Genomic DNA, 23,104 nt, shown 5'->3' on the forward strand with positions numbered 1-23,104 from the left:
GTTTTTACTTCCTGTTTTTGCTGTTTTTCTAAAAACAGGCCAAAAACAGGAAGTAAAAAATGCGGAAGGCAGTGGTAAAAGTGTCTGCCAATCAAATCCCAAGGGTTTAACAGCCTTATTTTCAACGCTCATTTAACGCAATGCTTATGGTCCTGAAAACAAGAGTAGCTTTATTTCTGAGTGGTATCCTGTTACTGGGGTGGAGTAGCTATGGCCAGCAAAAAGGCCCCAAGCCTGATGGTGAAAAAACCGCTTTCCAGATAGCAGATGCTTGGGCAGCCGACTATGACGTGCGCTCTGACGTGGCCATTGTTTATGGTATTCATGATGCGGGCGGTGATTTTGAGGGCCGCGTGAAAAGCTGGCGTGACAAAGGCTACAAAGTACATTTTATGACGGGCATTGCCTGGGGCGAATACCAGGACTACTTTACCGGGAACTATGACGGAAAAACCCACTGGGAAGATGGCCAGGTCATGAAAAACGGCGAAACCATTTGGCACGGCAAAGACGTGCCGTACGTGGTTCCCTCGGCTACTTATCTCACTTATATGAAGGGGCTGGTGAAAAGAGCAATTGATGCCGGCGTATCCGCCGTGCACTTAGAAGAGCCGGAGTTCTGGGCCCGCGCCGGCTATGGCCCTTCTTTCAAAAAGGAATGGGAAAAACAGTACGGTTTCCCCTGGATGGCGCAGGACGAATCACCTGAGGCTACTTATCTGTCTTCAAAGCTTAAATATCAGCTCTATTTCAATGCATTGAAAGAAGTATTTGCCTATGTGCGGTCATACAGCCAAAGCAAAGGAGTCACCGTCAAGTGTTATGTTCCCACCCACTCACTCATCAACTATTCCTCCTGGGCGATTGTAAGTCCGGAAGCCAGTCTGGCAAATCTGGAGGGAATGGACGGTTACATTGCCCAAGTTTGGACCGGCACATCCCGGGAGCCCATCCACTTTAATGGTGTCTTAAAGGAGCGCGTTTTTGAGAATGCTTTTCTGGAGTATGGATCCATGGTGTCCATGACGGCACCTACCGGCCGGAAGATGTTCTTCCTCACTGATCCTATTGAAGACCGGCGAAAAACCTGGGACGACTACAAGCGAAATTATGAGGCGACTTTCACGGCGCAGCTGCTGTACCCCACGGTGGCGTCTTATGAGGTAATGCCTTGGCCTAAAAGAATCTATCTGGGTAAGTTCAAGATGGAGAACAGCGATGCTGCGATACCCATCCCCAGAACCTACGCCACCCAAATGCAGGTCATGGTGAATTCCCTAAATAACATGCCCCTGTCTTCAAACGAGGTGAGTGGAACAAAAGGAATTGATATCCTGCTGGCTAATTCCATGATGTTTCAGCGGTTCCCTACGCATAAAGGCTATGAGGATCCGCAGCTTTCTAACTTCTACGGCATGGTAATGCCGCTCCTGAAAAAAGGCATTCCGGTAGGTACGGTTCACATGGAAAACCTGGGGCTAGACCAAACCCTAAAAAATACCAAAGTACTGATCATGAGCTACGCCAACATGAAACCCATGTCACCAGTATCACATGAGAATTTAGCTAAATGGGTTAAAAATGGGGGAGTGTTGGTGTATGTGGGTCGTGACCAGGACCCTTTTCAAACCGTGAAAGAATGGTGGAACACAGACGGCAAAACCTACAAAGCGCCATCAGAGCACCTCTTTGAGCAACTGGGCATTTCGGAGGCCCCGGGCAAACAAAGCTACCCTGTGGGAAAAGGCAAAGTGTATATTGTCCGTCGTGATCCAAAAGAGTTGGTGTTGCAGCCTGGTCAGGATTCTGAATTTCTCTCACTGGTGCAAAACGCCTACGAAACGGATGCGAAGGCCGGAAAAGTAACTCTTAAAAACCATTTTTACCTTCAACGGGGACCCTATGACATTGCTGCGGTTTTAGACGAAAGCGTAGGTGATGCTCCCTTAAGGATACCCGGGCCGGTGGTTGACCTGTTTAATCCGGAGTTGCCTGTGCTTTCAGAAAAAATTGTGAAGCCGGGGCAGCAAGCTTACCTGTACAACCTTACCCGCCTGAAAAGCAGAAAAGAACCCGCCGTGCTTTGTGCAGCCTCAAGGGTGTACGAAGAGAAAAAAGGAAAGAGGTCTTACTCCTTTCTGACAAAAAGTCCTTCTAATACCAGAAACGCTATGAGGATGGTGCTTCCGGCAGAACCAAAGAACATCACCTTGACAGATGCCAATGGCCAGGAATTATCAGATATAAAAACCGATTGGCACAAGGAGACTAAGACCTATCTGGTACAGTTTGAAAATGACAGCAAAGGCATCAGGGTACAGGTGAATTGGTAAGTAAACCTGTTAAAGAAGACTCAATTGATATTTAATCTAACGTTATAGCTGCTTTATGAAAAAATTTAGTCTGTTATTATTCCTGGTATGGTTGCCCCAGGTAATGCTGAACGCTCAAAACCTGAGAGCCCCTGCGTATCCTTTGATCACCCATAACACCTACTTCAGTGTTTGGTCGTTTGGTGATGAATTGGCAAAAGCACCAACCAGGCATTGGACTGGCCAGGAGGCAGCCCTTACCGGAATGGTGAAGGTAGACGGGCAAGTATACCGTTTCTTAGGCAAGGAGTCAAAGGCATACCAGACAGTGGTGGCTGCCGCCGATGAAAAGCCATATTCCTTCACGTATACAGAAAGCGTACCCGATGCCGGTTGGATGAATCCCCAGTTTGAAACAGTTGCCTGGAAGACCGGTCCCGCCCCTTTTGGCGATGATAAAGGCCAGGTCAAAACCATGTGGGAGAGCGGCAATTTATGGGTGCGGAGAACTTTCTCGCTGGAGGACGCCGATAAGGAAAACTTATACTTAAAGCTACGCCACGACGACAACATAGAGGTTTACCTTAACGGTGAGGAAATCTACCGCCATTCTGGCTGGACCCATAAATATGACTATATTCCCATCCCTGCCAACGTCGCTAAAAAATTGAAAAAAGATGGTAACGTATTGGCCATTCACGTAGCCAATTCCGCTGGGGGGCGCTGGTTAGATGCGGGCCTGGTGCGGGAAGAAAACTCCAAAGCCTACGCCAAAGTAACTCCGGCTGTGCAGAAAAGCGTGCAACTCAACGCCACCCAAACCATCTACCAATTTACCTGCGGAAAAGTAGATGTGACGGCTACTTTCACCTCTCCGCTCTTGCTGAACAACCTGGATGTGCTGGCGCGCCCGGTAACCTATGTTGCCGTCAAAACGAAATCGAATGATAAAGCAACGCATGATGTGCAGTTGTACTTGGGCGTCTCCTCAGACCTGGCTGTTAATACGCCAGACCAAGAAGTTATAAGCGATGAATACACGGCAGAAAAACTATCTATTCTTAAAACCGGTACCAAAGAGCAACCCATGCTCCAGAAGAAGGGAGATAATATACGCATTGACTGGGGGTACCTGTATGTAGCCGTTCCGGCTAGTGCCAAAGCCATTCAATATGTGTCTCCAGTGGGCAGAGAAATAACGCCGTTTATTTCGGCCTCGGCCGGTAATCCGCAGAACACACAGGAAGGAAGAAGCCTGGTGTTGAGTAGCATCGTGCCGTTAGGCAAGGTAGGAGCCACAGCCAAAGAGCAGGTCTTTCTGCTGGGTTATGATGAATTGTATTCCGTGCAGTACTTCAAACAGAACCTTAAGCCATGGTGGAAAAACAATGCCTCCGCTACCATTGAAAAAGAACTGGCGCAGGCTTCTGCCGACTACAGCAAAATCATGCAGCAATGCCAGTCGTTTGACAAGCAGATGTACCAGGATGCCGAAAAAGCGGGCGGAAAACAATACGCAGATTTGTGTGAGTTAGCATATCGGCAGGCCATTTCGGCTCATACACTGGTGAAGAGCCCACAGGGGGAAATCTTGTTTTTGTCTAAGGAAAACTTTAGCAATGGTTCCATCGGGACGGTGGACGTAACCTATCCTTCTGCGCCATTGTTTCTAGTTTACAACCCAGACTTGCTCAAAGGCATGTTAAACGGAATTTTCTATTACAGCGAAAGTGGTCAGTGGAAAAAGCCTTTCCCGGCACATGACTTGGGAACGTACCCCATTGCCAACGGCCAGACATACGGCGAGGACATGCCCGTGGAAGAAGCGGGCAATATGCTCATCCTTACCGCGGCTATCGCGAAGGCAGAAGGCAACGCCGAATACGCCAAGAAACACTGGAAAACCCTGACCACTTGGGCTGAATTCCTGAAGAAAAGCGGTTTCGACCCAGAAAATCAACTCTCCACGGATGACTTTGCCGGACACCTGGCCCGCAATGCAAACCTTTCAGTAAAAGCTATTGAAGCCCTTGCGGCTTACGGTATGATGGCAGGTATGCTGGGCGAAGCCGATGTAGCAAAACAGTACAAAGAAGTTGCCAAAGAGATGGCGCAGAATTGGATGAAACTCGCCGATGACGGCGACCATTATACCCTGGCGTTTGAGAAACCAGGAACCTGGAGCCAGAAATACAACCTTGCCTGGGACACCATCCTGGATTTGAACATTTTTCCGGAAAGCGTCCGGAAAAAAGAAGTGAGTTATTACCTCAAGAAGCAAGGCAAGTACGGGCTTCCGTTGGATAGCCGCAAAACTTACACAAAATCTGACTGGATTGTCTGGACCGCCACCTTAGCAGATAACGCCCAGGATTTCAAAGCTATTATCGCACCAGTATGGAAGTACGCAAACGAAACTTCCTTCAGAATCCCAATCAGTGACTGGCACGAGACCACCAATGCTGACGTTCCTAACTTCCGGGCCCGCTCTGTAGTAGGTGGTTACTTCATGAAAGTGCTGGAAAACAAGATGGAAGAGAAGGAAGTCAAGTTAGGGTCCAGGTAAATTTAATTTTCAGATTACAGGCCATTGCAGAAGCCAGAATTTCCGGTAACCTCATGTGCCTGGAACCTGAATTAATCGCTCAAGTTTTAATTAATATTGAAGCCATTGGAAAAGAAAGTGGTGGTATGGCTAATCTGGTGCAGTTCTAGTATTTTTCTGGGTTGCCGGACAGAAGGGAAGGAGAACACCTTTCCGGTTGCTACTTCAACCAATTCAGAAGTAGTGAAAGAAGCAGCTTCCCTGGCATCGGATCCATCTGAAATGGTTTGGATACAGGGCGGTTCTTTTCAGATGGGCTCACGTGACCCTTCGGCTGTTGATGCGCAACCCATTCATGAAGTAAGGTTAAATGGTTTTTGGATGGACGAGCATGAGGTGACCAATGCTGAATTTGCCAGGTTTGTAGCGGCTACAGGGTACAAAACCGTGGCTGAGCGGCCGCTGGACCCAGCAGATTTTCCTGGAGTACCTGCTGAGAACCTAAGAGCAGGTTCTGCCGTGTTTATGCCTCCTTCGCAGGAGGTGTCCTTCCATAATCCGCTTCAATGGTGGCAATTTGTACCCGGAGCAAGTTGGCAGCACCCGGAAGGAGCTAGCAGTTCCATAAAAGGAAGGGAAACGATGCCGGTTGTGCATGTAAGCTATGAAGATGCAACAGCTTACGCTAATTGGGCAGGAAAGCGCTTGCCTACCGAAGCGGAATGGGAATTTGCGGCGCAGGGCGGTAAAGGGAATCAGATGTACTACTGGGGAAGCGAACTGAAACCAAATGGAAAATGGCCTGCCAACATTTTTCAGGGCCAGTTTCCTCATGCCAATACCGCTGATGATGGCTTTCTGGGGGCAGCTCCTGTAAAAACCTTCCCTGCCAACCCTTTTGGGTTATATGATATGGAGGGGAATGTTTGGGAATGGTGCTCAGATTTTTACCAACCGGATTACTATCTGAACAGCCCTCAGGACAATCCCAAAGGGCCAGAAAACAGTTTTGATCCGGAAGAGCCTACCGCCGTGAAACGGGTGCAGCGCGGAGGCTCTTTTCTGTGCAGTGACCAGTATTGTACCCGGTACAGGGCTGGCAGCAGGGGCAAAGGAGAAGTATCCAGTGCCTCCAGCAATTTAGGGTTCAGGTGCGTGAAAGAAGGTCAACCACCACACTAGAGACTATAAGAAAGAATACCCGTTCTGGCGTGAAGCATCTGGTATTTGCCTCTTCGATTAGATTTAAAATCATAGAATTTAGATATTATGAAATACTATTTACTTTCAGCAATAATGGTGCTCATGGCCACAGTGGGAGGCACAGCAGGGTTAGGTCAAAAAAAAGACAACCGCCCAAACATTGTGGTCATTATGGCAGATGACCTGGGCTATTCTGATCTGGGTTGCTATGGGGGCGAAATTCAAACGCCTGCTCTGGACAAACTAGCTAAAAACGGCGTGAGATTTACGCAGTTCTACAATACCTCCCGCTGCTGCCCTTCCAGAGCCTCTCTCCTGACTGGGCTTTACCCGCATGAGGCGGGCGTAGGTGCCATGACATTTGATAACAGGCTGCCGGGTTACCGGGGCTATCTTACTGAAAACACGGTGACTTTGGCCGAGGTGCTGAAAAGCGCAGGATATAACACGGGTATGGTAGGCAAGTGGCATGTTTCCCAGACTGAGGAACTGAAAAAAGATGAGCAGCTGAAATGGTTGGCACACCAAACTCAATATCCTGCCTTCTCCCCGCTAGGCCAATACCCGGCAAATAGGGGATTTGATAAATTCTACGGCAATATTTGGGGGGTGGTAGACTACTTTGACCCCTTTAGTTTGGTGAACGGTACCAGGCCGGTAAAATCAGTTCCTAAGGACTATTACCATACCGTTGCCATTGGAGATACCGCCGTGGCTTACATAGAAGATTTCTCAAAGCAAGATAAACCATTCTTCCTGTACGTTGCTCACACAGCACCCCATTGGCCGCTGCAAGCTCTGCCAGAGGATATCAAAAAGTATAAAAACACCTATAAAGCAGGGTGGGAGGCCATTAGGAAAAGCCGATATGAAAGGCTGTTAGAGCTGGGGCTTTTCCAGAAGGAGAATACTGTCTTGTCGCCCTTCATGTTTCCAGAGAAAAATTGGGATAATAATCCTGATAAGGGATTTGATGCCAGAGCCATGGCTGTCCATGCGGCCATGGTGGACCGTATGGACCAAACGATAGGAAAACTTATTGAAAAGCTGGAAGAAAAGGGAAAACTAGAGAATACCCTCCTCCTTTTCCTATCTGACAATGGGGCAAGCAGTGAGCGCCCTTCTGAGTATGGTCCCGGCTTTGACAGAGCGGGAAGCACCCGCGATGGAAGGGAGGTTTTGTTTCCGGTAAAGAAAAAGCATTTGCCCGGTCCACAAACCGTGCATGCAGGCATTGGTCCTGAGTGGGCGCATGTGGCCAACACACCTTTCAGATATTATAAAGCCCGAGTTTACGAAGGAGGAATTGCCACTCCCCTGATTGTGCATTGGCCCCTGAAAATTAAAAGTGGAGGAGATATCACCAATTACCCAGGGCACGTGATGGATATCATGGCCACTTGTCTGGAAGCTTCGGGCGCAGTTTATCCTTCCACTTTTGCCGGTAGGCCCATCACGCCCATGCAGGGCAAAAGCTTCTTACCTACAGTGGCAGGAAATAAACAAAAAGGCCATTCAGTTATTTTCTGGGAGCATTTTGGGGCTGGTGCTCTCAGGCAGGGAGATTGGAAGCTGGTCAGGCTGGATGCCAATGATACCTGGAAGCTTTACAACCTGGCAGTAGACAGGACAGAGTTGCAGAATCTATCTGAGAGATACCCCCAGAAAGTGCAGGAGCTTTCCCAGACCTGGCAGAAGATGGCTTATGAGACAAAGGCTTTGCCTGCCCCATGATTCAATGTTCTAGTGGGGAGGAATTTTGGGTGTTTACCACTGGGAGGCTTTTAATGATGACTACCCAAATCATTGTAAAACTGTGAGTGAAGCTTGCCAAGAAATTAGAATTTATGACTAACAGAACACTTCTCTCGTTGTTCCTGCTGTTACTTATTTTTTCATTGCCAGCTATGGTACTAGCACAAGTAAAATCTAGGCAAAAAAATACAGCGACAAAACAAAGGGAAATAACACTAACAAATGTGAAACAAGTTGCCAGACTTACGGGGAGCCCGTTAAACGGGGAAACATTTCCTAGCCCAAATAGCACGGCTAAAGATTACGACGTAGGAGGAACGGATTTGGGCATCTTTTGGACAATGGACAGCTCACGTGTGGGAATCTTTTTTGGAGATACAAACGGAAGAGACTTCATAGCCGGAAAAGGAGGAGGGAATGGAAGCAATTGGCGTTCTAATGTTCTTGCTTTTTCCAATGATGTTGATTTGGAGGATGGATTAACCATTTCAAGTATGGCACTTGATACTAATGGTAAGGCAAGAGAAATATGTGCAGGTGCAAAAAATAACCCTGGGAAGTATAATACCTCAATTCCAACAGCCGCTATAAGGGCTGCAGGTGTAGATTATGTGCATTACATGAATATTTATGAATGGGCCGGAGGTAATGGAAAATGGCTCACTAACTTTTCCTCTCTATATGCTTCTTATGATCAAGGGAAAACTTGGGAGAGAAAAGAGCAAATTACCTTCAAGCCGGAAAGTAAATTCTCACAAGTCTGCTATGCGAAAAGGGATGGGATTGTTTACATGATCGGTACACAAGCAGGAAGGGGGAGTGCGGCCTTTTTAGCCCGGTTTAAGGAGAAGGATATAGAGGAAATCGGAAAATATGAATACTGGAATGGCGACTCAAAACAATGGGTAAGGAATAAGGAGCACGCTGCAACGGCTGTCATCCCAGGCCCGGTTGGAGAAGCTTCCTTGATTTATCATGAAAAGTACGAAAGGTGGATAATTGCCTATAGTTATGACGCTGCCTATGATCCTAAAATAGGAAAGAAGATGCATGCAGTGGTTTATCGGGATGCAAAGGAATTAAACGGTAACTGGAGTGACCTAAAAATCCTTGCCTCAGAAAAGGACTATCCTGGGTTATATTCTCCTTATTTTCATCCCTTAAAGAATCATGGAGATAAGCTTTATTTCACTATGTCATTATGGGATCCATACAATGTTTTCTTAATGTCAACAGAGGTAAAAATCCAACCATAAGGTATCATAGAATTGAAGAACTGAGTGGAGATTGATTACAGAAGTCATAAAATTAGATATGGTAAAGAATTGGTACCTAAACTGCACGAAACGGTTTGCTTGGGCGGGAGCACCACAAAATGCTGGAAATACTGAAAGATTTGGATAGAAGGGGAGTCTTCATCTATATAAGCAACGTGGGTCGCACCTTACCAAACAAAAACCACGGCAGTCTTTTCACCACTAAGTTAAAATTGGGAAATGGCAACCGCTTATTGGCTGATAACCCAAATTTAGAAGTACATACCAGTTCGCTTACCTGACCTGAAGAATTAAGATTTGCAATTTTCATTTTCTAACTAATTTCTATTAAATGATTCCTTACCAAACCAAACAGGTGTTTATGAAAGCGCAAATATTTTGCGGTTTGCTTCTATTCCTCATGTGTACTTTACGTCTACAAGCGCAGCAACTCGTAGATATCTCCCACTTCAATAAACGTAACGGGGTTAAGGTGCTGGTAGAAGGTAAGCTGATAGAAGTTAAATGGCCTGCTGGTAAGGATAGAAAGGGAAGGTTAGTACTTAATCTGGAAAAGAGCAAACCCTTGTTTAAAACCATGGGGCTGGAATTAAATGCTGATTTTAAAGAAATTGCCGCTGGACTAGATCCTGCATTCATTCTTACGGTAGGTAAAAGGACCCTGGACCCAAAAAGCGGAGGATGGGATGTGTTTTTTGATAGAGTTCCTCAGAAGCCTTTTAAAACTCAATTGGTAGCTTTTGACAAGCGTTCTGCAAGCGTAACTACTTCCGGCGCTCACACCATTATCCGTATTTCGGATATGCAGGCGAACTCATTTAAGGGGGCGCTTGAAATAACCTTATACAATGGCAGCCCCTTATTTAATGTAGCGGCTGTTATGGCTACAGAAGTTGATTCTACCGCTATTCTGTATGACGCCGGTCTGGTAAGCGAAAAACAGGTTTGGCAAAATATCTCCTGGTCCAACGTAAAGAATGTGCTTCAAACTACTAAGGTTGTGCACGAAACTCCTGCGATAGACCAGGAGGTAAAGTACCGCACCATCATCGGGCAAAGTAATGGCGGGAGCCTTGCCTTATTTCCTCCGCCGCACCAATATTTCTACCCCCTGGACGAGGCTTTTAATCTAAAATTCACCTGGTGGGGCCAGAAGTATGGGGGCAGGATGCCTGGCTTTGGAATAGGTATTCGCCAAGATCCCTTGGGGGACAGGCGGTTTGTTCCCTGGTTCAACGCCCCCCCTAACACAAATCAGCGCCTGAATTTTTTCTGCTTGCTGGATACTGGCAGTCCTGCAGGAATCTTAGAGGAAGTGAAGAAATTTACCCACGGCGACTCCTATCTCCCGCTTCCGGGATATAAAACCATGGCCAGCCACTTCCACAATGAATTTATTATGGATGTGGTACTAAAGGGTTTGCCTGTGCCAGAGAAGCCTGAATTTAAAGAGGTATTTGAAAAGGCCGGAGTGAATATTGTTCATCTGGGTGAGTTTCACGGACCGGGACATCCTAAGGGGCCGGATGAAGAACGATTGAGAGAGCTGCACGCACTTCACGAACAGTGTGCCCGACTTTCTGACAGTAATTTCCTTTTACTGCCGGGGGAGGAGCCCAACAACTTTTATGGCGGCCACTGGGTAAGTTTTTTTCCAAAACCAGTTAATTGGATTATGTCAAGAAAGCCAGATATGCCTTTTGTTTCAGAGCATCCCAAGTATGGGAAAGTATATCGGATTGGGAATAAAGACGAAATGCTGAAATTACTAGAACTGGAAAACGGTCTGGCCTGGACCGCACATGCCAGAACAAAGGCCTCTACGGGGTATCCTGATGTCTATAAGGAAGAGGATTTTTTTAAATCCGACACCTATATGGGAGCAGCTTGGAAAGCTATTCCGGCAGATCTTTCTCTGCCTACTTTAAGCAAGCGTGTCCTTAACCTGCTTGACGATATGTCAAACTGGGGATTAAAAAAGCATGTGATAGCAGAGAGCGATATTTTTACTATTACGGAGCAAAACGAAATGTACGCCCATTTAAATGTCAATTATCTGCAACTTGATAAACTTCCTGACTTTGAAGATGGTTGGCAACCGGTGCTTGATGCGATGCGCCAAGGGAAGTTCTTTGTCTCAACCGGAGAGGTTTTGTTACCAGTGTTTACCGTAAATGGCAAAAAGTCCGGTGATACGGCTAAACTTTCTTCTTCTGGTAAGACAAAAATCGTCCTTTCAGCGGACTGGACCTTCCCTTTAAATTTCGCGGAGATTGTTTCTGGTGACGGCAAGAATGTTTACCGGGAGCGGATACAATTGAACAACACCACGGCGTTCGGGAAAAAGCAGTTTAAATTTACGGCTAATCTAAAAAACCGGAAATGGGTAAGGCTTGAGTTGTGGGACATTGCGGCAAATGGTGCCTTTACGCAACAGGTTTGGCTGGAGTAGCTGTTTAATTATGTTCAATTTTATAACATACAGAAGAATACCTTCTACCAAAACGATTAAAATATTCCACCTATACCGTCGCTTATATACTGATGGCTCTCTGTAAACTAATATTTTTGACTGTGGTATACAATGTATGATTGCCTAAGGAGAGATAGGAAATCTTTTTAAGAGCAAATATGAACAGCCTCAGTTTAACTCAGAAGGCATTTATGGAATAAATTTCTCTTCAGATCCACCATTTCTTATTCCATCATACATTGTATATCACCACCTGACAGAAGTAAAGATTTCAGGCTTCATGCTAACTTACCCAGTTGTATTTCAAAACGCAGCTAAATCATCTTAAAAGCACACATATTTTAGAATGGCGAATTAAATAAAAAATATTTTATGGATGAAAATTTAAAATAATTTCATATAATTACAGTGCAAAAGTTCTAAAAATGAAAAAAACACAATTGTTGGAGGGGGAGGCTGAGCTTTGGGATAAATTCAGAGCGGGTGAAGAAGAGGCTTTTGCACAAATTTTTTCTGTCTTTTCTGATACTCTATTTAGTTACGGTTGCCGATTACATTCTGACAAAGAATTAGTAAAGGATTGTCTGCAAGATCTTTTTGTAACTATTTGGAACAGGCGCCATGTGTTGGGCCCTACTACTTCTATTAAGTTTTACCTATTTAGAGCCATACGGAGAGATATAGCAGTCAAAGTAAAAGAAGCGACAAGAGTTTCTGTTTATAAAGAATCTGCAGATTCGGCAAAAGTGGAAACTCCTTCAGAGCATAAATTAATTGAGGCTGAAGATGAAAAACATTTACATGTTCTTTTAGAGCGGGCAGTGGGGCAATTGTCAGAGCGGCAAAAAGAAGCTATTTATCTCCGTTTTTATCAAAACATGGAGTTTGCGGATATAGCTACTTTGTTAGAGATCACACCTAGGGCTGTGTATAAACTTATCTATAGAGCGATTGATATCCTCCAGAAAAGCTTTCACAGTGTTCCCGTTAGCTCTACAACTTCTACCTTTGTTTTTCAGAGTTTTAATGAGCACTTCAAGTTTGGCAATCAAGAGCTGCATCTTGGGGCATTGCTTCACATATTTATCATAAGCGGGACTACGTTCTTCCTTTAGCAGGCAAGTGAGTAGAAGCTCAATTATATTCCTTTAACAGCTCATTTTCAGTAAAGTAAGTCCCCATTGCTATTGTGGCAGTATTGCCACAATAGCAATGGGGACTTACTTTTTAGCTCTTTTCTTTAAAAAAAGAAATTTGTAATGCATGCGGTTTGAAAAAAGATTAAAAATAAATCAAATCTCATGGGTCACTTTGGTTTGATCTCTCCTTTCTTATAATAGAATAGCTTACCTATATTTTTGATGGAAAGACACTACCGGACCTTGCACGATTTTGTGCTAGACCCAAGCTTCTGCAATTGGGTGTTAGGTCGAGAAGATGATGACACACTTTACTGGCAGGCCTACAAAACAGAAAATCCAGATAAAGTTGAACAAATAGAGCAGGCTAAAGCCTTGGTGCTGGCCATGGTTAGCCAAGACAACAAAACATTGCTTCCTGCTGAGAAAGCAGTGGTATGGGGAGAGATCCAACATAGAATTAGTACTTCAGAAAGTTCTGAAATAGAGACGTCTGCTCTTGTTAGAAAAATTAATCCTATTTGGAGTAAGGCTTTAAGATTGGCTGCAAGCTTTGTTGGCATTATAATGCTAAGTGTAGCCATATATTATATGGTGGTGAAGGAGCAGGGTGAGACGGTACAGTATGCCACCATTTACGGTCAAGTGAAAAGGGTTTTACTTCCTGATGGCTCAGAAGTAATCTTGAATGCTAATTCCACTTTGAGCTTTAAAAAGCCTTGGAATTCAGAATCAACAAGAGAGGTAGAGCTAAAAGGGGAAGCCTTTTTTAAGGTGAGCCGTCAGGCAAACAATCAAAAGTTCAAAGTAAAGCTACAGGATAACGTCAGCATTGAAGTACTAGGTACTCAGTTTACTGCAACGCAAAGATCGCATGTCAGCAGAGTAGTGTTGAAAGAGGGAAAAGTGAACTTCTCAATTACCAATGATATTCTGCACGGTTTATTTACGGAAACAATAAAGCAGGAAACCCTGAAACCAGGTGAACTAGCCGCATGGAACGGGCAAAGCGGTTCCCAAGCCGAGATAGAAAAAAGAACCCCAGCACATCTTGAGGTATTCGAAGCATTCCAGCACAATAAACTCATGTTTGCTGATGCCTCTTTAATGGAGGTGGCGCGGGTTTTAGAAGATGTGTACGGGTTTGAGGTGACTTTTTCTAACAATGATTTGATGAAAAGGCGATACACTGGTTCTGTTCCACATGATAAAGTGGAGGTACTTTTTATCGCATTAGAGAAGTTGTTTGATCTGGAAATTATTCAAGCAGGTAATCAGCTGGAAATTAAAAAGGCCTTGATGTAGAGCAACTAATTAATTGTATGATACAACCTTTACTAACTACAAAACACTCAGTTTAATATGGTAAAATCCTTTAGCAAACCAAATATGCTGATACCTGTGCTGCTATTCATAGGCTTGCAGGTATCTGCTCAGCCAGTGGCTTCTGTCCGTGGGGCAGCCCCAAGCAGCTTTGTGATAAGAGAGCAAAAAACAGTTTCTCTTTCTAAAGTAATAAAGGAGATTGGAGACTATTACAAGGTCAATTTCAATTATGATAGTGACTTGTTCTCTAAAATCAAGACAGAGGCAAGTGTACTAAAGCCTATCAGTGGCAATGTGAACCAAGATTTAGAGCGCGTACTGAAACCTTATAACCTGAGAGCAGAAAAGGTAGATAAGAACACGTATGTCATCATCCCGATTGGGCCACAAGCACCGGCCCCTACATCTTCACTCATAGAAACAAATCAGCTAAAGGCAGATATTACCGTTACCGGAGAAGTGAAAGATGCGCAAGGATTTGGATTGCCTGGCGTGTCTGTTGTCTTGAAAGGGGTAGTAGGAGTTGGAGCTAGTACTGATGTTAATGGAAGGTACTCCATTAACTTACCTAGTGGCCAGGAGAATGGAACGCTAGTATTTTCTTACATCGGGTATAAAACACAAGAAGTTCCTGTTAATAGTAGATCTACCATCAGCATCACTTTAGAAGAAGATGGCCAAGCGTTAAGCGAAGTGGTTGTTGTAGGCTATGGTACCCAAAGACGAGTTAGCGTAGTTGGAGCTGTTGATCAGGTAACATCTGAGGTGTTAGTAGGAAAGCCAGCAATGAATGTAACGCAGGCATTACAGGGAGCTTCCCCAAACCTTATTATCCAACAAAGAAGTTACGAGCCAGGCCAGTCTCCTAATATTAATATAAGAGGTATCAGTACCATAAATGGGAATGGGCCTCTCATAGTAATTGATGGAATTATTGGCGGTGATATCAACCTATTAAATCCTAATGACATTGAAAGCGTTTCTGTTTTAAAAGATGCAGGAAGTGCGGCTATTTACGGCTCAAGGGCTGCCAACGGTGTAATCTTGGTTACTACCAAAAAAGGTAAGAAAAATACTCGTCCTGCTGTTACTTATAATGCTTTAGTAGGTATACAAGAGCCTAGGGTATTATATAAACCAGTAAAGGGATATGAAAATGCCCTTCTTAGAAGCCAGGCCGCTGTTAACGCAGGCTTGCCTCCCATATACGGCCCAGATGATATTAGAAGGATTCAAGAACAGGGAGATAATGAATGGTTTCTAAATACCATCCTTCAAAACGCGCTGCAGCAGTCTCATAATGTCTCAGTTTCTGGTGGGGGTGAAAATTCTACTTACCTGGTGTCTGCCGGGGTTGCAGATCAAAGAAGTAATTTAGTAGGCCCTGATTATGGACACACACGGTATAATTACCGGCTAAATCTTTCTAACGAGTACGGTAAGTTTAAGCTAACTAGTATTCTTGCTTACACGCGTAGTCAAATCAAAGACCACTCTAATTCAACCCAATTCCTGATTGTTGACGCAGGGAGAGTACCTACTTACTATCAGCTTAAAGATGAGCAAGGGCGGTATTTGACAAATGATGTTCTATCTGAATATAACCCGTTAGGAGTATTAGAACAAGGGGGGTACCGTAAATATGACAATGACAATATATTGGGTAACATCAATGCAGAGTATGAATTAACTGACTTCTTAAAGGTTAGGGGAGTTTTTGGGGGTAGTGTAACCTCAAACAATCACTTTGCCAGAACAATACAGGTTGATTATTTCCCTAGTGGTACTTATGGAGCAAACCGTAATACCAATGATGAGAGCAGCAGGCACATCTCGTTGAACACTCAGTTACTAGCAGAATTTAACAAAACTTTCAATCAAGATCATATTACAAATGTTTTAGTGGGTGTTGCCAATGAATCTAACACCAGCCGGGGTATTGGCTTATTTAGAACTAACACTGATCCTGAGTTAGGTACTCCAGTAACTGAAACCGTTATTGGTACTGGTTCTTATAACTCCCATGAAAGATTAGTAGAAAGTGCTTTGAACTCTGTCTTCGGTAGAGTGTCTTATTCTTTCAGAGACAAATACTTTGGAGAGTTTAATTTTAGATATGATGGATCTTCTAAATTCAGAAGTACCAACAGATGGGGCTTCTTTCCATCAATTTCAGCAGGTTACCGCATTAGTGAAGAAAACTTTTTATCAGGGTATAGAGATAGAATAGGAGACCTTAAGTTGAGAGGGTCTTATGGTATTCTTGGGAACCAGGCTGTAGGAGACTACCAATATCTGAGCACCTATTTTACCTTTCAAAACGCTTACGGCTTTAATAATGTAGGGGTTGGGGGTACAGGATTTACCTTTGCCAACCAAGATATCAGATGGGAAAAGGGAGCAACACTCAACTTTGGGGTAGATGCGAGCTTCTTAAATAATGCCTTAACCCTATCTCTAGACTATTTTGATAAGACCACCAGTGACATGTTGGTGCCGCCTATTATTCCTGCGCTTTTTGGTGCCAGCCTGCAAGACTATAATGCCGGTAAGTTTAATAACAGAGGCTGGGAAATTAACTTAAACTACCGCGTCTCCCACTCAATATTTGACCATTCATTCTCATTTAACCTTGGGGACTCTAAAAACAAAGTAGTCTTTATTGAAGGAGGGGAAGTGTTGGGTCGTGCAGATGAGATGCAAAGAATACGCAGAGACGGATTGCCTTATAATTCATACGTTGGGTTTCTTCGGGACGGTTACTTTCAGAACCTTGAAGAAATTGAAAGAGGACCTAAGCCAGCTGGTTTAAACTTATCTCCAGGTGATAACAGATATGTTGATGCAAACGGTGATAATGTCATTGATAATAATGACTTGTTTGTTTTAGGCAACCCTTTCCCACGCTATACATTTGGAGCTACCTATAACTTGAGAGTGAAAGGATTTGACCTGACCCTTTTCTTCCAAGGAGTTGGCAAGAGAAGTACATTCATAAGAGGTGAATTGGTAGAGCCATTCCATTTCAATTATTCTCAGGTAATGTATCAGCACCAATTAGATTTCTGGACTCCTCAGAACCCGAATGCCAGGTATCCAAGGCTGGCGGCTGCAGGTAGCCAATCTGTAGAAAATAATTTCAGAAGAGGTTCTGACATGTATATCTATGATGCTTCCTATGTAAGACTGAAAAACTTGCAAGTAGGCTATACTCTTCCTGCTACTCTTATAAATAAAGTAGGTTTGAAGTCAATGAGAGCCTATTTCTCTGGTCAAAACTTGTATACCCTCTCTAAGTTGAAATTCTTAGATCCTGAGATCACAGAGTTTGATAATAACCTTAGAAACAGCGGAGCAAATAGTGGTAGAGCGTACCCTACCCCAGTGTATTATGGCTTTGGTCTTGACGTTACTTTCTAAATTGATTAAACACATGAATAAGTTTTCAAAATTAGCTATCTACGTAGTGGGGGTTCTGTCAATCTCCCTCACGGCATGTAATAATGATTTAGATTTATATCCAGAAAGTCGTTTTACAGATGCTAACTATTGGACTACAACTGAAAAGGCATTGAGTGTACTTAACACTGCCTATTCTCAGATGTACCGTAGTGATTATTATTTCTATAATGAAGGCATGTCTGATAATGCCTATAATGGAAGGGGAGACCAAAACGGAGTAGCTTCTCTGGCAGCAGGTTCATATGATCCTTCACTTGGCCGAATAAGCGATGAGTGGGGTTACCATTATGCCGGTATTAAAACTTGTCACATTTTTTTAGAAAATGTTGACAGAGTAGCAAGTATGGATCCTGCTTTGAAAGAAAGAATGAAAGCAGAGGCAAGATTCATCAGAGCTTTTCATTATTTCTACTTAATGACATGGTATGGAAGTGTGCCACTTTTCGAACGTGATCTTACAGTTGAAGAGGCAAAAACAATTTCTAGAACGCCGCGTCCGTTAGTACTTGACTTTGTGTTAAATGAATTAACCCAGATAGCGGATATCTTACCGGTCAACACGGCATATGCTGCCGCAGATAAAGGAAGAATCACCAAAGGCGCAGCCATTGCTCTTAAAGCCAGAACATTATTGTATGAAGGGCGGTGGCAGGATGTGATAAATACTTGTGAGCTGCTCTTAAATAACGCTAACGGAACTTATAGCTTGTTCCCATCTTATAACGGGTTGTTTCTGCCTCAGAATGAAAACAACAATGAAGTTATTTTAGACCTGCAGTTTGTTCCTCAGTTTAGGGCTTATAATCATTTCTTTGATATAGCACCTCTGGCTGTTGGTGCTAGGTTAAATAATCTTGCTCCTACCCAAGAATTAGTTGACAGTTACTTGACATTAAATGGTAAAAGAATACGGGAAACAGGATCAGGCTATGATGAAAGTAATCCTTATACTAATCGTGATCCTAGGCTTGCGGCCACTATTGTTTATCATAATTATAGGTGGACTAAACCAGATGGCTCGGTAGTTACTATTTATACCAAACCAGGAACGGACCCTTCTAGTGCCAAACCGGATGAGTACAGACCAGGAGGAGTTAGTTCACCTACTGGTTACTACTTCAGAAAGTATTATGATCCTGCATCGGGGCCTAACTTTTTGTCAGGGTTGAATTTGATTCTGATTCGTTATGCGGATGTTTTATTAATGTACGCTGAAGCCAAACATGAGCTTGGGCAAATGAACGAAGCAGTTTGGAACCAAACAATTAGACCTATTCGTGCCCGTGCTGGTTTCACGGATCCGGCAGCGTTAAACTATCCAGCCCTAGGGGATCAGGAAATGAGAAGTCTCATTAGAAATGAACGCCGCATTGAATTAGCCCTTGAAAATAAACGCATTTTCGACATCAGAAGATGGGAAATTGCTGAGGATGTTTTGAATGGTTGGGCGCATGGCGCTCAGTTCGGACCTGCTGCCGTTGATAACGGGTACATCAGAGTTAATCAAAGAACTTTTGACCCAAGCAAACATTATCTGTGGCCTATTCCTCGGACTGAAAGAGCCTTAAATCCGAATTTATCTCAGAACCCCAATTGGTAACATATTAAACTTTAACCTTCTAGCAATTTACATATGAAAAACTTACATATTCTCCGGTTATGTACCTGGGTAGCGGCTCTGTTCTTATTTGCAAGCTGTGAAGATGACAAAGAGCTTGACCACACGCAGGTGACAGAGGTGACAAACTTATATACACCTGAAAACAATAAGTTTATCAAACTAGAGCCGGCTACAGGCAGCGCTGTATTCGAATGGGCTCCTGCCAAAGCCGAAGACAATGGATTAGTATTTTATGAGGTGGTTTTTGACGAAGAGACAGGAGACTTTTCTGATCCTCTTTACATCATAGAATCAGATAACAATGGAATGAGCACTTCCTTGACCATGAGCTATGGCACATTAAACCAAGTGGCTAAAATGGCAGGTATTGCTTCTCAGGAAATAGGAAAAGTGAAATGGACAGTTTTTTCCTCAAAAGGCATTAATGTTAAAAAACCTTCTATTTCCTATATGCTAGAGTTGGAACGGCCTGCAGGTTTCTCCGAAATACCATCTGCACTATTCTTAACAGGGTCTGCTACAGAAGCTGGGGAGACGGTAAGTGAAGCTATTCCTTTTAAACAGACAAGGCCGGGTGAGTTCGAAATCTATACCGCGTTAAAGGCTGGTACTTACAAATTCATTTCTAGCACTACTGGTACTCCTTTAACTTTCTCTATTCAAGATGGCAAAATGGTAGAGGGGGGCGCAACTACAGTAACCGGAGATCAGAAAGTTTACCGCATCCGCTTAAATTTAAATAATGCCACTGCTGAATTCACAGAGATTAAATCTTTGGGTCTGTGGTTTTCTGCAGAGAACAAGATTTGGTATGAATTGCCTTATACAGGAAAAGGTACTTGGGAAATCAAGAACGCTCCGGTAGAGTTTTTCCAAGAGAGCTGGGGTCGTGATGAGCGTTATAAATTCAGATTTACAGTGGTTAATGAGGCTGGGCAAGAATCAATGGAATGGTATGGCAGCCAAAATAGAGACAATAGCCGACCAACTGCCAGTACCCAACCAACTTATTGGTATATGGTTCCGGTAGATAACTCACGGTACGATTTCGCTTTCAAATTTAACGCAGATGCAGACCGCAAAAATGCTGATATCAAAGTTATTTTTAGCGGGACATCACCCTATACGCATTCAGTTACAGTGAAATAGTTACTGGCTCACCTCCAGCTTCAATCAATTAAAAGATTTGAAGCTGGAGGTGAGCATCACTTTTAAATTTTCATTTTATGAAAAAGTTGGTTTTAAGAGGATTTCTATATTTTAACCTAGTGGCCTTAATGGCCACGTTTAGCGCTTGTGAAGAAGATCCCTTTCCGTTATATGACCGGCAGTCTGCTGTTGTAGATTACAACTGGGCAGCAACCGCAGACTCTTTGCAAGACAAAACAAACAGTACCTTTCTTTCTGCTGATGGAAAATATTTCGTGCAGAATAATACTGGCAATGCAAGCTTCAACTACTGGTGGAACGCTCATGTCTTAGATATCATGGTGGATGCTTATATCCGTACAAATGATCCAGTGTATGTGCAAAGAATGAAGTTTCTGTTAAATGGTATCAGAGACAAGAACGGCGGACGTTTGCAGAATGAATACTATGATGATATGGAATGGTTGGCCTTATCAAGCCTAAGGGCGTATGAGGCAACGCAGGATCAAGCTTTCTTAGACGCCACATTGCTTCTTTGGCAGGATATTAAAACAGGCTTAAATGATAATCAGGGGGGAGGTATTGCCTGGAGAAAGTCACAGCTAGATTATAAAAACACTCCAGCTAATGCCCCTGCTATCATACTTGCAGCAAGGCTGTACCAGATGCGAAATAATCAGCAAGATTTAGACTTAGCAAAAAGTCTATACACTTGGCTTAAATCTACGTTGGTTGATCCGGCAACTGGTATTGTGTGGGACGGCATTAATAGAACAGGTAACGGGCAAATTGACAAGAGCTGGATATTTACTTACAATCAAGGCGTTTTTATTGGGGCTGCCCAGGAATTATACAAAGCTACTAGCGAACAGGCCTACCTGACTGATGCGGTACGTACGGCCAATGTTGTCCTTAACAGTCCTGATCTATCACCGGGTGGTATTCTTAAAAGTGAAAACCAAGGTGACGGCGGGTTATTCAAAGGTATTCTCGTGAGATACCTGACAAATTTAATTTTAGAGCCTAACGTGTCACAGTCAGATAAAACTAAATTTATCAATTTCCTGAAGTACAACGGACAAACTCTATACTCGAAAGGCATCCGGAGACCTTCATTGATGATAAGCCCTGATTGGAGAAGTATGCCTGGGGAGTCTACTGATTTAGCTACCCAACTATCTGGTGTAATGCTAATAGAAGCGCTAGCGAAGTTAGATGCATTAAACCTATTAGATTAAACCATAAGTCACACTTTATGAGGGAGCAATAGAGCATGAAATAGGCTCTATTGCCCTACCTCTTCTTGCCTGAATTTTTTAAAACGTACAAACAAAATGAACAGACGTACTTTTCTGCAAAGCACTGCGCTCGTTGGCACAGGTATGCTTATAATCCCTTTATCAATAGCTTCCACTCCAAATACTTATCCAACCGTACGCATTCCGGCCGCTAAGCGCAATTTTAAAAGCAAATCCATTGACAAGGCCATCAATGAATTCCAGAAGAATGTAAAAGATAAAGAGCTGGGCTGGTTGTTTGAAAATTGTTTCCCAAGCACTCTGGATACTACCGTTACTTTTAAAACTGAAAATGGCGAGCCTTACACCTATGTCATAACAGGTGACATAGATGCCATGTGGCTGCGGGATAGCTCGGCTCAGGTTTGGCCGTACCTGAAGTTCGTAAATAAAGACGAACCGTTAAAACAACTTATTGCCGGGGTTATCAATCAGCAGACGAAGTCAATTTTAAAAGACCCTTATGCCAACGCATTTTACGGTGATGAATCTAAAGTAGGGGAGTGGAAATCTGACCACACAGACATGCAACCTGGGGTGCACGAGCGCAAATGGGAAATAGATTCTTTATGCTATCCCATCAGGTTGGCATACCAGTACTGGAAAACTACCGGAGATACAAAGCCTTTTGATGCGGATTGGCAGAAAGCCATAAAGCTGACGTTGAAGACATTCAGAGAGCAGCAACGCAAAGAGGACCTGGGGCCATACAAATTCCAGAGAACTACTCCTTTTGCCACAGATACTCTGTCAATGGGAGGCTATGGAAATCCGGTAAAACCGGTCGGGCTGATTTGTTCGGCATTCAGACCCAGTGACGATGCAACCGTCTATTCGTTTTTAATTCCTTCTAACTTCTTTGCAGTTGTCAGCTTACGCGAAGGTGCAGAAATGATAGAGAAAATAGCGAAAGATGCGTCTACCGCTAAAGACATGCGAGCGCTGGCCTCTGAAGTTGATGCCGCCCTTAAAGAGCACGCAATTATTGATCATCCTAAGCACGGGAAGCTTTACGCCTACGAAGTAGACGGGTTTGGCTCCTATTATTTAATGGATGACGCTAATGTGCCGAGTCTCTTGTCTTTGCCATATCTAGGGGCAGTAAGCACTTCTGATCCTATCTACCAAAATACAAGAAAGTTTATCTTATCTGAAAACAACCCATTCTTCTATAAAGGCACAGCCGGAGAAGGAATTGGAGGGCCACACGTAGGCAGAGATATGGTTTGGCCAATGGCGATCATTATGCGCGCATTAACCAGCACCAGCGATCAGGAAATCAAGACTTGTATCAACATGCTGAAGAACACCCACGGTGGAACAGGCTTTATGCACGAGACTTTCCATAAAAATGATCCTAAGAATTTCACCCGTGCATGGTTTGCCTGGGCGAATACCTTATTCGGAGAGTTGCTTTGGCAGACCTATGAAGAGAAGCCTAAGCTTCTTGCCTAAGATCAAATATTGACGCACCATCTCAAGAATGCTGAACTTGCTACTAACATTTCAGCTGCTCTTGGCTAGTGCTTATAATTTCAGATTAC

Annotated in this window: 14 protein-coding genes; all 14 read left to right on the plus strand. The window is 43.7% G+C overall.

Annotated features, from left to right (window positions below; translation table 11 throughout):
• Nucleotides 1–146 precede the first annotated feature (146 nt).
• A complete protein-coding gene (locus A8O23_RS00120; protein WP_066615802.1) occupies nucleotides 147–2,333 on the plus strand; it encodes a hypothetical protein in 2,187 nt (728 codons plus the stop codon).
• 55 nt (nucleotides 2,334–2,388) lie between these two features.
• A complete protein-coding gene (locus A8O23_RS00125) occupies nucleotides 2,389–4,878 on the plus strand; it encodes a glutaminase family protein (protein WP_066615156.1) in 2,490 nt (829 codons plus the stop codon).
• A 105-nt stretch (nucleotides 4,879–4,983) separates the two neighbouring features.
• On the plus strand, nucleotides 4,984–6,039 hold the full coding sequence (locus A8O23_RS00130) for a formylglycine-generating enzyme family protein (protein WP_239693286.1): 1,056 nt from the start codon (nucleotides 4,984–4,986) through the stop codon (nucleotides 6,037–6,039).
• A gap of 87 nt (nucleotides 6,040–6,126) precedes the next feature.
• Entirely contained in the window at nucleotides 6,127–7,794 is a 1,668-nt protein-coding gene (locus A8O23_RS00135) for an arylsulfatase (protein WP_066615158.1), read from the plus strand.
• 86 nt (nucleotides 7,795–7,880) lie between these two features.
• Nucleotides 7,881–9,071, plus strand: coding sequence for a DUF4185 domain-containing protein (locus A8O23_RS00140; protein WP_204377658.1), 1,191 nt, complete (start codon nucleotides 7,881–7,883; stop codon nucleotides 9,069–9,071).
• A gap of 119 nt (nucleotides 9,072–9,190) precedes the next feature.
• Nucleotides 9,191–9,373 (plus strand): hypothetical protein, encoded by a 183-nt coding sequence (locus A8O23_RS00145; protein ID WP_066615160.1) that lies wholly within the window; start codon nucleotides 9,191–9,193, stop codon nucleotides 9,371–9,373.
• An 80-nt stretch (nucleotides 9,374–9,453) separates the two neighbouring features.
• A complete protein-coding gene (locus A8O23_RS00150) occupies nucleotides 9,454–11,544 on the plus strand; it encodes a CehA/McbA family metallohydrolase domain-containing protein (RefSeq protein ID WP_066615806.1) in 2,091 nt (696 codons plus the stop codon).
• A gap of 446 nt (nucleotides 11,545–11,990) precedes the next feature.
• Nucleotides 11,991–12,680, plus strand: a complete 690-nt coding sequence (locus tag A8O23_RS00155) for an RNA polymerase sigma factor (protein WP_066615162.1) — start codon at nucleotides 11,991–11,993, stop codon at nucleotides 12,678–12,680.
• Nucleotides 12,681–13,082: 402 nt separating this feature from the next.
• Nucleotides 13,083–14,009, plus strand: coding sequence for a FecR family protein (locus tag A8O23_RS00160; RefSeq protein WP_239693305.1), 927 nt, complete (start codon nucleotides 13,083–13,085; stop codon nucleotides 14,007–14,009).
• 84 nt (nucleotides 14,010–14,093) lie between these two features.
• Nucleotides 14,094–17,450, plus strand: coding sequence for a SusC/RagA family TonB-linked outer membrane protein (locus A8O23_RS00165; RefSeq protein ID WP_082882844.1), 3,357 nt, complete (start codon nucleotides 14,094–14,096; stop codon nucleotides 17,448–17,450).
• Nucleotides 17,451–17,463: 13 nt separating this feature from the next.
• Nucleotides 17,464–19,092, plus strand: a complete 1,629-nt coding sequence (locus A8O23_RS00170) for a RagB/SusD family nutrient uptake outer membrane protein (protein WP_066615164.1) — start codon at nucleotides 17,464–17,466, stop codon at nucleotides 19,090–19,092.
• Between the two features lie 33 nt (nucleotides 19,093–19,125).
• Nucleotides 19,126–20,262, plus strand: a complete 1,137-nt coding sequence (locus A8O23_RS00175) for a SusE domain-containing protein (protein WP_066615165.1) — start codon at nucleotides 19,126–19,128, stop codon at nucleotides 20,260–20,262.
• 77 nt (nucleotides 20,263–20,339) lie between these two features.
• The gene (locus A8O23_RS00180) at nucleotides 20,340–21,500 is read left to right on the plus strand and encodes a glycoside hydrolase family 76 protein (RefSeq protein WP_082882811.1); all 1,161 of its coding nucleotides are present in this window, start codon (nucleotides 20,340–20,342) and stop codon (nucleotides 21,498–21,500) included.
• 96 nt (nucleotides 21,501–21,596) lie between these two features.
• The gene (locus A8O23_RS00185; RefSeq protein WP_066615166.1) at nucleotides 21,597–23,015 is read left to right on the plus strand and encodes a glycoside hydrolase family 125 protein; all 1,419 of its coding nucleotides are present in this window, start codon (nucleotides 21,597–21,599) and stop codon (nucleotides 23,013–23,015) included.
• Nucleotides 23,016–23,104: the final 89 nt, after the last annotated feature.

It is taken from the genome of Rufibacter roseus, from assembly GCF_001647285.1.
In the GTDB taxonomy this organism is placed as follows: domain Bacteria; phylum Bacteroidota; class Bacteroidia; order Cytophagales; family Hymenobacteraceae; genus Nibribacter; species Nibribacter roseus.

What these genes read in the sequence shown, in the direction of transcription:
- A8O23_RS00145 (WP_066615160.1), top strand. Translation starts at nt 9,191, where the DNA reads ATGCTGGAAATACTGAAAGATTTGGATAGAAGGGGAGTCTTCATCTAT.
- A8O23_RS00120 (WP_066615802.1), top strand. Translation starts at nt 147, where the DNA reads ATGGTCCTGAAAACAAGAGTAGCTTTATTTCTGAGTGGTATCCTGTTA.
- A8O23_RS00185 (WP_066615166.1), top strand. Translation starts at nt 21,597, where the DNA reads ATGAACAGACGTACTTTTCTGCAAAGCACTGCGCTCGTTGGCACAGGT.
- A8O23_RS00125 (WP_066615156.1), top strand. Translation starts at nt 2,389, where the DNA reads ATGAAAAAATTTAGTCTGTTATTATTCCTGGTATGGTTGCCCCAGGTA.
- A8O23_RS00180 (WP_082882811.1), top strand. Translation starts at nt 20,340, where the DNA reads ATGAAAAAGTTGGTTTTAAGAGGATTTCTATATTTTAACCTAGTGGCC.
- A8O23_RS00155 (WP_066615162.1), top strand. Translation starts at nt 11,991, where the DNA reads ATGAAAAAAACACAATTGTTGGAGGGGGAGGCTGAGCTTTGGGATAAA.
- A8O23_RS00150 (WP_066615806.1), top strand. Translation starts at nt 9,454, where the DNA reads ATGAAAGCGCAAATATTTTGCGGTTTGCTTCTATTCCTCATGTGTACT.
- A8O23_RS00175 (WP_066615165.1), top strand. Translation starts at nt 19,126, where the DNA reads ATGAAAAACTTACATATTCTCCGGTTATGTACCTGGGTAGCGGCTCTG.
- A8O23_RS00170 (WP_066615164.1), top strand. Translation starts at nt 17,464, where the DNA reads ATGAATAAGTTTTCAAAATTAGCTATCTACGTAGTGGGGGTTCTGTCA.
- A8O23_RS00165 (WP_082882844.1), top strand. Translation starts at nt 14,094, where the DNA reads ATGCTGATACCTGTGCTGCTATTCATAGGCTTGCAGGTATCTGCTCAG.
- A8O23_RS00135 (WP_066615158.1), top strand. Translation starts at nt 6,127, where the DNA reads ATGAAATACTATTTACTTTCAGCAATAATGGTGCTCATGGCCACAGTG.